The sequence below is a fragment of the Yimella sp. RIT 621 genome (genome assembly GCF_004146205.1).
Taxonomy (GTDB): Bacteria; Actinomycetota; Actinomycetes; order Actinomycetales; family Dermatophilaceae; genus Yimella; species Yimella lutea.
In genome coordinates, this window is sequence record NZ_SEIP01000015.1 from 1 (window position 1) to 12,877 (window position 12,877).

Annotated in this window: 14 protein-coding genes and 1 pseudogene; 8 read left to right on the forward strand and 7 right to left on the reverse strand. The window is 65.0% G+C overall.

Features of this window, described 5'->3' with window-relative positions:
* Window positions 1-244 precede the first annotated feature (244 nt).
* The gene (locus tag EU513_RS13375; RefSeq protein WP_129626763.1) at window positions 245-583 is read left to right on the forward strand and encodes a hypothetical protein; all 339 of its coding nucleotides are present in this window, start codon (window positions 245-247) and stop codon (window positions 581-583) included.
* Window positions 584-592: 9 nt separating this feature from the next.
* Here EU513_RS13375 and EU513_RS13380 read toward each other — a convergent pair whose 3' ends face one another.
* Window positions 593-883, reverse strand: coding sequence for a hypothetical protein (locus tag EU513_RS13380; RefSeq protein WP_129626765.1), 291 nt, complete (start codon window positions 881-883; stop codon window positions 593-595).
* A 133-nt stretch (window positions 884-1,016) separates the two neighbouring features.
* On the opposite strand from EU513_RS13380, the gene EU513_RS13385 reads away from it, so the two are divergent.
* Together EU513_RS13385 and EU513_RS13390 are read left to right on the forward strand one after the other, a co-directional pair.
* Complete coding sequence (locus EU513_RS13385) at window positions 1,017-1,694, forward strand: hypothetical protein (protein ID WP_129626767.1); 678 nt, start codon at window positions 1,017-1,019, stop codon at window positions 1,692-1,694.
* Window positions 1,695-1,953: 259 nt separating this feature from the next.
* Window positions 1,954-3,187: pseudogene (locus tag EU513_RS13390) on the forward strand (ISL3 family transposase); the annotation flags it as partial.
* A gap of 151 nt (window positions 3,188-3,338) precedes the next feature.
* On the opposite strand, the gene EU513_RS13395 reads toward EU513_RS13390, so the two are convergent.
* From EU513_RS13395 to EU513_RS13410, 4 genes are all read right to left on the reverse strand, one after another.
* Complete coding sequence (locus tag EU513_RS13395) at window positions 3,339-3,755, reverse strand: hypothetical protein (RefSeq protein WP_129626769.1); 417 nt, start codon at window positions 3,753-3,755, stop codon at window positions 3,339-3,341.
* Window positions 3,756-4,208: 453 nt separating this feature from the next.
* Entirely contained in the window at window positions 4,209-4,469 is a 261-nt protein-coding gene (locus tag EU513_RS16685) for a sigma factor (RefSeq protein WP_205744787.1), read from the reverse strand.
* Window positions 4,415-4,834, reverse strand: a complete 420-nt coding sequence (locus tag EU513_RS13405; protein ID WP_129626771.1) for a YciI family protein — start codon at window positions 4,832-4,834, stop codon at window positions 4,415-4,417. The genes EU513_RS16685 and EU513_RS13405 overlap by 55 nt, the downstream gene beginning before the upstream one ends.
* 115 nt (window positions 4,835-4,949) lie before the next feature.
* Window positions 4,950-5,153, reverse strand: a complete 204-nt coding sequence (locus EU513_RS13410) for a hypothetical protein (protein ID WP_129626773.1) — start codon at window positions 5,151-5,153, stop codon at window positions 4,950-4,952.
* A 120-nt stretch (window positions 5,154-5,273) separates the two neighbouring features.
* On the opposite strand from EU513_RS13410, the gene EU513_RS13415 reads away from it, so the two are divergent.
* Together EU513_RS13415 and EU513_RS16470 are read left to right on the forward strand one after the other, a co-directional pair.
* Complete coding sequence (locus tag EU513_RS13415; protein ID WP_240796059.1) at window positions 5,274-5,768, forward strand: hypothetical protein; 495 nt, start codon at window positions 5,274-5,276, stop codon at window positions 5,766-5,768.
* A gap of 3 nt (window positions 5,769-5,771) precedes the next feature.
* Window positions 5,772-5,996 (forward strand): hypothetical protein, encoded by a 225-nt coding sequence (locus EU513_RS16470; RefSeq protein ID WP_240796060.1) that lies wholly within the window; start codon window positions 5,772-5,774, stop codon window positions 5,994-5,996.
* Between the two features lie 28 nt (window positions 5,997-6,024).
* On the opposite strand, the gene EU513_RS13420 is transcribed toward EU513_RS16470, so the two are convergent.
* Window positions 6,025-8,397: an excinuclease ABC subunit UvrA gene (locus EU513_RS13420; RefSeq protein WP_129626775.1), complete on the reverse strand. Its 2,373-nt coding sequence runs from the start codon at window positions 8,395-8,397 to the stop codon at window positions 6,025-6,027.
* Between the two features lie 120 nt (window positions 8,398-8,517).
* Here EU513_RS13420 and EU513_RS13425 point away from each other — a divergent pair, with 120 nt between their 5' ends.
* Both EU513_RS13425 and EU513_RS13430 read left to right on the forward strand, forming a co-directional pair.
* Window positions 8,518-9,189, forward strand: coding sequence for a GPP34 family phosphoprotein (locus EU513_RS13425; protein WP_129626777.1), 672 nt, complete (start codon window positions 8,518-8,520; stop codon window positions 9,187-9,189).
* A gap of 184 nt (window positions 9,190-9,373) precedes the next feature.
* The gene (locus EU513_RS13430; protein WP_370447363.1) at window positions 9,374-9,904 is read left to right on the forward strand and encodes an NUDIX hydrolase family protein; all 531 of its coding nucleotides are present in this window, start codon (window positions 9,374-9,376) and stop codon (window positions 9,902-9,904) included.
* A 381-nt stretch (window positions 9,905-10,285) separates the two neighbouring features.
* Here the strand turns inward: EU513_RS13430 and EU513_RS13440 are convergent, their stop codons facing one another.
* Complete coding sequence (locus EU513_RS13440; RefSeq protein ID WP_129626781.1) at window positions 10,286-10,801, reverse strand: DoxX family protein; 516 nt, start codon at window positions 10,799-10,801, stop codon at window positions 10,286-10,288.
* Window positions 10,802-11,019: 218 nt separating this feature from the next.
* Here EU513_RS13440 and ilvD point away from each other — a divergent pair, with 218 nt between their 5' ends.
* Window positions 11,020-12,876, forward strand: coding sequence for a dihydroxy-acid dehydratase (gene ilvD / locus EU513_RS13445; protein WP_129626783.1), 1,857 nt, complete (start codon window positions 11,020-11,022; stop codon window positions 12,874-12,876).
* The last annotated feature ends 1 nt before the right edge of the window (window position 12,877 follow it).

A 12,877-nucleotide genomic window follows, 5' to 3' on the forward strand; every position in this document is an offset into this window, starting at 1 on the left:
CTACACCACTACCCGGGACTTGACCCTGTTTATGATATTACGACCAAAGGTAATATGTATTGGGAAGTAAAGGCTAACAGTTGCCAGCTCACCAAATCGCAGCGATACTGGGATAATCGGTACCGTACCCTCGGATTTCGGATCCGGTGCATCAGAGTAATGGTTAACCCCTACAGTGGACGGGTGACCGGGATCTGGGAAGAATCACGTCGTCGATGACGATTAACCTGAAGGAGAGACAATCGTGTCATACGATCTAGGTCTATGGGTAGGCCAGACGCCGAACTCAGACAAAGAAGCGGCGGACGAGTTCGAACGCCGTTTCGCTCAAGCAGAAGATGACGACAGCTCGGATGCCGAACCAGCAATCGAAGCGTTTGTGGCCGAAGCGGTAGATAAGTTCCCAGAGTTCGACGATGGTAGCCCATGGGCAAGTCTTCCTGTAATGCTCGGAGCCACTGGCGACTTTATTTCTGTCTCTCTTACCGTTCCGGGGGCGGTGCATGCGGCAGAGATTGCGCGCATCGGTGCGTCTAACGGTCTCGTCTGCTACGACCCGCAGCGAGAGGACCTTCTCCCTTAGATGTTGTGTTCATACCGGGAGGAGATCCTCAACCCGGTCCCGCTCACTCGACAGGTAGGCGATCATCCGTATCTGGGCAGCTCGGTCCCCCGGATCCACCGCGTCGACCGCGCGACGGTACTCGTCCTTGCGTGCGAACAACTCCCCCACACGCACCCGGTCAGCACCGCGGGCCTCCTCCAAGTCGATCAGGGCGATCAGCGAGCCGCCCAGGCGAGTCAGGCGTTCGCGCATGATGTCGTACACCACCACGTCACTGCACTCACCGAAGGTCTCGATGCGTTGCGGTTGAGCACTCATCACCCGTCCTGATCAGGTTCCCTAGACGTCAAGGATTGCATCCCGCACGAACATCCCACGTGCACCGAGGCCTTAACGCGATCCGCATCAAACACCCTGAGCTTGGACAGGCTGACACTAAGGAGCGTCACCCATGAAAACGCCGACCCACGAAGCATTCGGGCACTTAGCGGACCGTGCGCCACGTCAACTTGAAATCGACGCAACCCAGCTTTGGAGAACAGGTCGCCGCCGACGGGCACTGTCCATCACTGGCATCGCTAGTGGCGCCGTTGCTGCGGCACTCATCGGCGTGGTGGCGATCACTGCCGGATACGGTCGAACCATATCGCCCCAGCCAGCGGGAACAACGTTGATAACGACCACAGAACAGGTGCGTAGTGGCATTGCTGCGGAAATGGCGCGCAAGCCTGGTTGGCCACAGCGTGATGTCGTCGTCCGATCCGGAACGGTCGAGGTTCCCTTCGGCCCGAAGGATCCCGCAGACTACCTGACGTGGGCGAAAGGCCTCGGCGAGCGGTACGGCGACAAGGCCCCGCTCCGGTTGAACTATGTCGCTGACCGGCCGGGGGTGCCGACACTTGCGACGCTTGAGGCTACGAAGACCGATGTCAACAACGCACTGAACCCGTCGGCCACTTCGGCACGCCTGAGTTGGGGTGTCTCGCTGTCAACCTTCGACGGCGCGGTTCTAGTCACCCACGAGAACACGACCGACCCCGCCTTCACGCAGGAGCTAGCTCGGCTTCAGCAGAAGTACAGGCACCTCATCAAAGTTGAAACAACCAGTCAGCCAGGAAGCCCTGCCTAGCCCAGCTTTCGGCCCGCACAGTGCGAGGTCTTTGCCTTGCCGGTAAGGACGAGCGGCCGGCGTCCAGGCGACCGGATCGGCCGCGCCAGCCAGGCGGTGTTGATCGCGAACTCCGCGGCGGTGACCGGCCCTGGCTGGTGCCCTTTGCGGGCTCATCCCAATCGAGGGTGTAGGGGTTGGTAGCGCGTCGTTGTTCGGGTGAGGGTCGAGGTCTCCCGATGATGGAAGTTCTGACGCTGCCCATCTGGAAGACCTCGACATGTACGACGCTACCTTCACTACCCCTGACCTGACGACCTTCTGCGGCTTGGATGAGCTCGGCCTGGTCGTGACGGGGCAAGGCGTTGAACCCGAGCGGGCCGTGTTGGCGTGCCGCGTCGTCGACGATGATGCGTGGTGCCACCGGTGCGGGTGCGAAGGCGCACCGCGTGACACCGTCGTGCGGTGGCTGGCTCATGAACCGTTGGGGTGGCGACCCACGACGCTGGCCATCACTCTGCGCCGGTACCGGTGCCGAGAATGTGGGCATGTATGGCGGCAGGACTGCTCCGCGGCGGCCGAACCACGGGCACGCCTGTCCCGCCGGGCCGTGCGGTGGGCATTGACCGCGATCGTGTGTCAGCACCTCACAATCGCCCGGGTCGCCGAAGCCCTCGCCGTTGCATGGGACACCGCCAACGACGCCGTCCTCGCCGAGGGGCACCGGGTGTTGATCGACGACCCGGCCCGGTTCGACGGCGTCACCGCGATCGGTGTCGATGAGTGTCGATAACGAGCACGTGTGGCGGCACACCCGGGCCGGCGACAAATAGGTGATCATCGGCGATCATCGACCTCACGCCGATCCGGGACGGCATCGGACCAGCACGGTTGTTGGACATGGTTGCCGACGGTCCAAGCAGGTCTTCAAGACCTGGCTGGCCGACCGATCCGCCCAGTGGCGGGAGGCTGTGGAGGTCGTCGCGATGGATGGGTTCACCGGCTTCAAAACCGCTGCCGCTGAGGAGATCCCGGCTGCGGCCACGGTGATGGACCCGTTCCATGTTGTCCGGTTGGCCGGTGACGCCCTGGATAGGTGCCGCCGGCGGGTCCAGCAAGAACTGCACGGGCACCGTGGCCGCACCACGGATCCGCTGTACCGGGCACGGCGCACCCTGCACACTGGCGCGGGCCTGCTCACCGACCGGCAACACGAACGCCTCACCGCACTGTTCGCTGTCGATGAGCACGTTCAGGTCGAGTGCACCTGGGGCATCTATCAACGGATGATCGCGGCGTACCGGCACCCGGACCGGGCTACCGGGAAGAAGCTCATGACCGAGCTGATCGACTCGATCAGTACCGGCGTGCCGAAACCGTTGGCCGAGGTCATCACCCTGGGAAGAACGCTGATCAAGCGCGCGGCCGACGTGCTCGCGTTCTTCGACCGGCCCGGCACCAGCAACGGACCCACCGAGGCGATCAATGGTCGGCTCGAGCACCTACGCGGCAGTCTACGAGCAGGCCCCGGGCAGGATCCGACCCCGGATCACTGGCGAAGTGATCGACGTCCAACCTGTACTTCGTTCAAAAGAGGTCCCTAGACCTGACACAAGCCTGTGATGCCGAGACATCAACCCCCTCGGCATCACAGGCTGAAGATGTCTAGATCGCCGGCTTGTGAACCGCCTTGGGGTTCTTCGCCGATGCCTTCATGGCATTCACCTTGGTGTCGGCGACATCGGAGACGGGGACGTCCCCGTACTTGGACACGACGACCACGGTGTCTGTGCGGGGGTCGTACCGGCCCGCGAAGATGTAGGTCTTCCCCTTCACCAGGATGGGGTCGCCGTCCATCAGGATCACTGTGCCATCCGCGTCCTTGCCACCCGTCTGCGAAACGGTCTGGACCTGAAGCTGTGGCCCCTTAATGGTTTCCTTCACTCGGACCTTCCACTGGCCGGCCGGAAGGTCCTTGACCCTGGACTTGCTACCGGTTTTGGCCTCGACCGTGCCGACGAAGATGCGGTCGCTCCATCCTGCGACTGCCCTCTGATCCGTGACGTCGAAACTGTGACTCAAGTGAGCTGTCTTTGTAGGTCCGGATGCCTGATCTTCGCCAGAGCCCTGGGAACAGGCGGAGGCGGTGAGCGACGTGGCCGCAGCAAGGGCGATCACGAGGGTGGTGCGTTGAATGTTCATCTCATCATCCCCAGAGCGAGTAGTAGGTGGCCTTGTCATGGGTATACGGCACAGACGCCTTGCGGGAGTCGGTGTATCCCCATATCACGTCGTAGATGTAGGTCGAGTAGTGATCGGCCAGTCCTAGGGCGTGACCAAGCTCGTGGGTAGCGACACTCTTACTCTGCCAGTCCGTATACCCATCCATGTGGGAACGCCTGCAGGTCAAACCGCACGTGGCCACCGACGTACACCGACACGCGGGCTAGCATCCCGCTACGGTCAACTCAACGGTGACCGAGTGAGTCAAGCGGACTGAAGCACGAAACGCCGTCGCTGACGCAGCGGTTTACGTCATCGGCTGAATGATCCAGTGCTATCGCCAATCAGGGGGTGAGTGACCCGCGGGGCCTGCCGCGGCCACGTCCGGAGTGCCTCGAGCAATGCTTCCTGGACGACGTCCTCGGCCGTCGCGAAGTCGGCTCCGCGGCGGACGAGGACGCCGATCACTGCGGGGATGTGACTTCGCAGTGCAGCAGCATCGAACAGGTCAGGCACAGTCAGTCGGCGATGGTCGGCGCGTCCACCCCGAGAAACGGTCGGACTTCCAGCCATTCGTGGATCGGCTTTCCGTCCTTGCCAGGGGCCGCCGACAGTTCACCGGCCAGTTCGACGGCTCGGTCCCAGGTCTCGACGTCGATGATCATCCAGCCGGCGATCAGGTCCTTGGTCTCGGCGAAGGGCCCGTCGGTGACCGGCGGCTTGCCTTCGCCGTCGTGACGCACCCACGCGCCGGCCATCGACAATGCCTGACCGTCGACGAACTCACCGGACTTCTCCAGCCGGTCGGCGAAATCGTTCATGTACTGCATGTGTGCGTCGACCTCGTCGGCCGACCAGTCGTCCATCGGGATCTCGGGGACGACCTCCGCGGGTTTGCCGGTCGATCGGTAGTGCTTCAGGAGCAGGTACTTGGCCATCAGACTTTCCCTTCGTGACGTATCGGCCCGTTCTGGGCCGCTGACATCAAGGAGACGGAGCCACCGTGTCGTTCTCGACATGGCCTCGCGGGAAAGTCTGCCGAGAGTGGTCGGATCAGCCCAGGCCGGAGCCCTTACGCAATGCGTAGGCACCGACGGCGGCGGCCGTGGTGAGGGTCATGCATCCGATCGGGATCGGCAGGCAGCAGCCACCGACGGAGACGTTGGTGCCGCGTTTGGTGCGGCGGGAGTAGCGCGGGAACGGGAACGCGGAAAAGCGACCACGGGAACGGCCGGGTCCTGCGGTGGGATCAGTCATCCCTCGAACGTAGCGGCGATGCGGACCGGGCCGGGGCACCGAAGGGGTGGTCTCGCGTCCGGGAAAAACTGCCGTTGCGTACGACCTATCGACGTGACGGTTCGGCTCTAGCGTCGACCCATGGGAATTCTCGATCGGCTTCTCGGCCGCACCAGTCAGCAACCCCACCAGCAGTCGGGTGGGTTCGGCGCTCAGGACGCCGGTCCGCCGCCCGGCCAGCAAGGCGTGCCCCAGGGTGGACAGCCGCCGGGCGGGCAGCAGCAGATGTCGGATGATCAGGCGATCGAGCGGTACGAGTATCTGTTGCGCACCGCTCCCCCGGACCACATCGAAGCCGCGCACGAGCAGGCGTTCGCGCAGCTGACTCCGGGTCAGCGACGTCAGGTGTTGCAGCAGCTGGCCGAGGCCGCCCCCGGTCAGCCTCCCCAGGACGACTCCCCCAAGACGCTTGCCCGCAGCGCGACCCGCATGGAGATGCAGCGGCCCGGCGCGATGCGCAGCATGTTCGGCGGCGGTATGGGGCGCGGAATGGGCGGAATGGGCATGGGCGCGATGATCGGCGGCTCACTCATGGGCAGCATCGCCGGCGCGTTCATCGGCACCGCGATCGCGTAGGAGATGTTCGACGGGAACGGCTTCGGCGACGGTTTCGCAGACAACGGCGGCGCGGACGAGGCGGCCGGAGATCCGGGCGCGGACGCCGGCGACCCCGGCGCAGCGGACCAGGGTTTCGCGGAGGACCCCGGAATGGGTCAGGGCATGGACGACGGTTTCGGGGGCGCCGACTTCGGTGACGACATGGGCGGCGGCGACTTCGGTGGTGGCGACATCGGCGGTTTCTGACCGCCCTTGACCACGGGTGTAGGGGGGGCTACTTCGATCCGACGTACGCGGCGAGGTGCTTGCCTGTCAGGGTCGACTTCTTCACCAACTCGGCGGGCGTCCCTTCGAACACGATCTTGCCGCCGTCCTGACCGGCTCCCGGACCCAGATCGATGATCCAGTCGGCATGCGCCATCACCGCCTGATGGTGCTCGATCACGATGACCGACTTGCCAGAATCGACCAGGCGGTCGAGCAGGCCCAGGAGATTCTCGACGTCGGCCAGGTGCAGGCCGGTGGTCGGTTCGTCCAGGACGTAGATCCCGCCCTTCTCCCCCAGGTGCGTGGCGAGCTTGATCCGCTGGCGTTCACCACCCGACAGTGTCGTGAGCGGCTGGCCGAGCGTGAGGTAGCCCAGTCCGACATCGGCCAGTCGCTGCAGGATCTTATGTGCCGCAGGCGTTTTGGCCTCACCGTCGGCGAAGTACTCCTCGGCTTCTTCGACCGACATCGCGAGTACCTCGCTGATGTCCTTCCCGTCGACCTTGTACTCCAGCACCGCCGCCTGGAAGCGCTTGCCTTCGCACTCCTCGCACACGGTGGTCACGGTGTCCATGAAGCCCAGCTCTGTGTAGATGACGCCGGCGCCGTTGCAGACCGGGCAGGCGCCCTCCGAATTCGCACTGAACAGAGCGGGTTTCACCCCGTTCACCTTCGCGAAGGTCTTGCGGATCGGATCGAGCAGTCCCGTGTAGGTGGCGGGGTTGCTGCGGCGTGAACCCTTGATCGCACCCTGGTCGATCGATACGACGTCGTCGCGTCCTTCCAACGACCCGTGAATGAGCGAGCTCTTGCCCGAACCTGCGACTCCGGTGACCGCAACGAGCACGCCGAGCGGTACGTCGACGTCCACGTCCTGCAGGTTGTTGGTGGAGGCTCCACGGATCTCGAGTGCACCGTCGGGGTCGCGCACCGACTCCTTGATCGAAGCCCGGTCGTCCAGGTGCTTGCCTGTGAGTGTGTCGGCCTTGCGCAATTCGTCCAACGTGCCCTGAAAGACGATCTCCCCGCCGTCCGTCCCCGCTTTGGGACCGAGGTCGACGACCTCGTCGGCAATCGCGATCATCTCCGGCTTGTGCTCGACCACCAGCACGGTGTTTCCCTTGTCGCGCAACTGGATCAGCAGATCGTTCATCCGGTCGATGTCGTGCGGGTGCAGGCCGATCGAAGGCTCGTCGAAGACGTACGTGACGTCGGTGAGCGACGAACCGAGGTGCCGGATCATCTTCGTGCGCTGCGACTCACCGCCGGACAGGGTGCCCGACGGTCTCTCCAGCGCGAGATAACCGAGGCCGATCCCGACGAAGGAATCGAGCAGGTGCTGCAGCCCGGCGAGAAGGGGCTTGAACGACGGCTCGTCCAGTGCACGGACCCACTCGGCGAGATCGCTGATCTGCATCGAGCACGCGTCGGCGATGTTGATGCCCTTGATCGTGGACGAGCGGGCCTCGGGCGTCAGGCGCGTGCCGTCGCACTCGGGGCAGGTCTGGAAGGTGATGGCTCGTTCGACGAACGCGCGGATGTGTGGTTGCAGCGCCTCGACGTCCTTGGACAGCATCGACTTCTGGATCTTGGGGATCACGCCTTCGTAGGTGAGGTTGATCCCGTCGACCTTGATCTTCGTCGGCTCCTTGTGAAGCAGGTCGTGCAACTGGCGTTTGGTGAACTTCTTGATCGGCTTGTCCATCGGGAAGAAGCCGGACCCGCCGAAGATGCGGCCGTACCAGCCGTCCATCGAGTAGCCCGGGATCTTCAGTGCGCCGTCCTGCAGCGACAGTTCCTCGTCGTACAGCGCGGTGAGATCGACGTCGGACACCGAGCCACGTCCCTCACAACGCGGGCACATGCCGCCGAGCCGGTTGAACGTCGCTTTCTCGGCGATCGTCTTCGCGCCGCGCTCGACGGTGATCGCCCCGCTCGCCTTCACGGTCGGCACATTGAACGAGTACGCGTTGGGTCCGCCGACGTGCGGGTCGCCGAGACGGCTGAACAGCATCCGCAGCATCGCGTTCGCGTCCGTGACGGTGCCGACGGTCGAGCGCGGGTTCGCGCCCATCCGGTCCTGCCCGACGACGATCGCGGTCGTCAGCCCCTCGAGCCGGTCGACCTCGGGGCGCGACAGCGTCGGCATGAACCCCTGGACGAAGGTCGAGTAGGTCTCGTTGATCATCCGCTGCGACTCGGCGGCGATCGTGCCGAACACGAGTGAGCTCTTGCCGGAACCGGAGACACCGGTGAAGACCGTCAGGCGCCGCTTGGCGATGTCGACGTCGAAACCCTTGAGGTTGTTCTCGCGAGCGCCTTGCACGCGGATCATCTCGTGGGAATCCGCGGCGGGTGTCGTGGACTTCGGCGGTGTCATCGCAGCTCCGTCTGTCGCCGGCCGCGCGAGTCCGCGACCGTCCACGATCCAAGCAGAGGTCCGCCCGGCGGTCATCCCCGTCCGGCCACATCGGTGGGCAGATTTCATAGGGTCGAAGACATGATGCCGACGACTGATCAACTGTTCATGCTGCTGACGAAGGACGACGGCAAGATCGAGGGGATGGGTGCGCAACGCGGCTACGGCCTGGTGGGCGCCATGTTGTCCGATCTCATCCGCGCCGGGAAGATCGACGTCACCAAGGAGAAGCAGCCGCGTCTCACGATGGTGGACGGCTCCCCCACCGGCGACCCCGTGGTCGACCACGGACTGGCCAGAATCGCTGACAAGCACAACGGCAAGAAGCTCTCGTCCCTGATCAGTGACCGCAAGCTGAACCCGGAAAGCCTTGTCGTGCAACGACTTGCCGCGAACGGGGTGGTCGAGGTCGTCGAGAAGAAGGCACTGGGCTTCGTCCCGGAGCGCTACCCGGTGCTCAACCCGCAACCCGAGCAGGAGACTCGAACACGTCTGGCCGCTGTGCTCTCGGGCAGCGCTGCAGCGACCTCGCAGGACGCAACGCTGCTGTCGATCCTGCAGGGCCTGGACGTCGCCCACAAGGTGCTCGAGCAGGAGTCCGGCGGCCTGGGCAAGCGCGACCTGAAGGCCCGTATCGAGCAGGTAGCAGCCGGGGACCCCGGCGGTGACGCTGTCTCGCGCGCGATCCAGGCCCTCAACACCGCGATGATGACCGCGGTGATCATCCCCGTGGTGGTGAGCGGAAGCAGCTGATCGGTCGCCGACAGATCAAGCCGCGCTCACCGAGGATCTTCGCGATCCGCCGATCGCGGGTCTCCGCCTACTTCGCCTCGGCGAAAGACCGACCCGCTCCGCCGGCCCTGCCGGCATTGTCAGCTCACCGCGACGCGACCGCCCTGCCACCGGAGCGCGCTGACACAATGACGGCATGAGCGAGATGGACACCGACACCAGCGGCGCCTGGCTCTCCCGTGAGGAACTCCGGGACGCGCGCGAACGCCTGCCGATCCTCTACCTCGACTTGGTGCCGGTCCGGGTGGACGAACGGTCTGTCGTCACGCAGGTGGGTCTGCTGCTGCGTGGTACGTCCGAAGGTCGGATCAAGCGGGAACTGGTGTCCGGTCGGGTGCTTTACCACGAGCGGATCCGGGACGCGATCCTGCGCCACATCGACAAGGACCTCGGCCCGATGGCACTTCCACAGGTGCCGATCTCGCCGCAGCCGTTCGCGATCGCCGAGTACTTCCCCACGCCCGGTGTGACTCCGTTCCACGACCCGAGGCAGCACGCGGTGTCGATGGCGCACGTCGTCGTCGTGATGGGCGACTGCGCACCGAGTGCGGACGCCCTGGACCTCGCGTGGCTGAACCCGGACGAGGCGATGGAGTTGTCACGCAGCGAGGAGATGAGCGGCGGCCACGGAGTGCTGCTGCGACAGGCGCTCGCCCATCTGGGCTTCCCGGTCTGAGCCGACCACGATCGTGGCGGACCTGCGCATCGAACCCTGTCGCAGCGAATGTGATTGGGACACAACGCAACAGCAGCTCAACGGTGAGCCGCTGTTCGCGTGCCGCTCGTGTGGGAGCGAATGGGTGCCCAGCGAGGCGTGGACCCCGGTCAATGCCGACGCAGTGGTGCCCGACGTGATCGCGCAGTGCCGTCAGCAGCGGTGAAGTGCCACCATCGACGCTTGGCTCGGCGAGTTCGTCGATGTCGTTCATTGTCCTCCCGAGAGTCTGTTCCTACACCTCGGGAATGTCACCTCGACGCAGATTTGTGTCCGGTCGACCCGGTCACGGAAATGAGAAAGGACGCGCCGACAGCCGTCGACGCGTCCTTTCTCGATGGATCAGACCGGCAGCTTGTTCTGCGCGTTGGCTGCCGCCAGGCGTGCCTCGAGCGCGGTCGTGTGTGCAGCGCGGCCGATGGCGTTCTTGGCCATGCCGGCGCGGTAGGGCAGACCCGGCTTGCCCGCGGTGTCGACCGCAGCGGTGATCAGACCACCGAGCAGGCCGAGGTTGGTCACGAAGGAGACGAGGTGGCGGCGCTTCTCCTGCTCGGTGTCGGCCTCCCAGAAGGCGTGCCCGGCGAGCGTGGTCGGGATCAGCAGACCCGACAGCAGCGTCGAGGCGACGCGGGGCGCCTTGCCCGTCGCGAGCAGGATTCCGCCGGCGACCATCGCGGCACCGTTCGCCTTCACCAGGGTGTTGGGGTCGTTGGTCGGCAGCTTCAGCGGCGCCGCCAGACGGTCGGTGACCGGCGCGGCCTTAGGGGCGAGCTGGCCGCTGGAGCGCAACTGGTTGAAGCCACCGAAGATGAACGGGGCGGCAAGAAGCGGGCGGGCCAGCATGCGTACGAGCGCCATCAGGGCACCTTTCGTCGAAGTCAGTTTTCTTGCGTCAACGCTAGTCAGCAACGCTGTCTCGCGGGGATTTCGAGGGCGTCCGAAGCTGTCCGTCCGTCCGTCCGTATCCTGGACCGAACGTTCGAGTCATGGACGCTCGGTGCTCCACGCGGTGCGCGATGCGATGATTGGGATGATCATCGGTGCACTACGGCGCCGGTGAACGAAAGGAGTCGATCATGCCCGAACTGCGTTCCCGCGTCACCACCCACGGCCGCAACGCCGCAGGTGCTCGCGCACTCTGGCGCGCCACCGGCATGGGCGACACCGACTTCGGCAAACCGATCGTCGCAATCGCAAATTCCTACACCCAGTTCGTACCCGGCCACGTCCACCTGAAGAACATGGGCGACATCGTCGCCGAACAGGTGAAGGCGGCCGGCGGAGTCGCCCGCGAGTTCCACACCATCGCCGTCGACGACGGCATCGCGATGGGCCATGGCGGGATGCTGTACTCCCTGCCGTCCCGTGAGGTGATCGCCGACGCGGTCGAGTACATGGTGAACGGCCACGCCGCCGACGCACTGGTCTGTATCTCCAACTGCGACAAGATCACTCCGGGCATGCTGAACGCCGCGATGCGCCTGAACATCCCGACCGTGTTCGTGTCGGGCGGTCCGATGGAGGCCGGCAAGGCGGTCGTCGTCGATGGCGTCGCCCACGCGCCGACCGACCTCATCACCGCGATCTCCGCGTCCGCGTCCCAGGACGTCGACGACGAGGGCCTGGCGACGGTTGAGTTGTCGGCCTGCCCGACCTGTGGATCGTGCTCGGGCATGTTCACGGCCAACTCGATGAACTGCCTCACCGAGGCGCTGGGACTTTCGCTGCCGGGCAACGGTTCGACCCTGGCCACCCACCAGGCGCGCCGGGCGCTGTTCGAGGAAGCCGGACGCGTGGTGGTCGACCTCGCCAAGCGTTGGTACGAGCAGGACGACGACTCGGTGCTGCCGCGCTCGATCGCGACCAAGGAAGCGTTCGAGAACGCGATGGCACTGGACGTGGCCATGGGTGGTTCGACGAACACCGTGCTGCACATTCTCGCTGCCGCCCAGGAGGGCGAGGTGCCGTTCGGCCTCGAGGACATTGACGCCGTCAGCCGTCGGGTGCCCTGCTTGAGCAAGGTCGCGCCGAACTCCGACTACCACATGGAAGACGTACACCGCGCAGGCGGAATCTCGGCGATCATGGGTGAACTGTTCCGGGGTGGGATGCTCAACGAAAACGTGCACAGCGTCCACTCCCCCTCCTTGGAAGCATGGATCTCCGAGTGGGACATCCGCGCCGAGAGCCCGTCGCAGACAGCGGTCGACCTGTTCCACGCCGCACCGGGCGGGGTGCGCACCACTGAGGCGTTCTCCACCGACAACAAGTGGAGCAGCCTGGACACCGACGCCGAGAACGGGTGCATCCGCTCGGTCGAGCATGCGTACACCAAGGACGGCGGCCTCGCCGTGCTGCACGGCAACCTCGCCGAGGACGGCGCAGTCATCAAGACCGCTGGTATCGACGAGGACCTGTGGACCTTCCGTGGCCCGGCGCTCGTCGTCGAGAGCCAGGAGGACGCGGTCGATGCGATCCTGTCCAAGCGCATCACGGAGGGCGACGTGATCGTCGTCCGCTACGAGGGACCGGCCGGTGGCCCGGGCATGCAAGAGATGCTGCACCCGACCGCCTTCCTCAAGGGCACCGGCATGGGCAAGAAGTGCGCGCTCATCACCGACGGCCGGTTCTCCGGCGGCTCCTCGGGCATCTCGGTCGGACACGTCTCGCCCGAAGCAGCCCAGGGCGGTCTGATCGGCCTGGTCGAGGACGGCGACGAGATTCTCATCGACGTCCGGACACGCACCCTGTCGCTGGAGGTCGACGAAGCGACGCTGGCCGATCGCCGCGCCAAGATGGAAGCCTCCGAGCACCCATGGCAGCCGGTGAACCGTGACCGCGTCGTCTCGAAGGCCCTCAAGGCGTATGCCGCGTTGGCGACGTCGGCGTCGTACGGTGCGGTGCGCGACCTGGGTCAGATTCGACGAGTCTGAT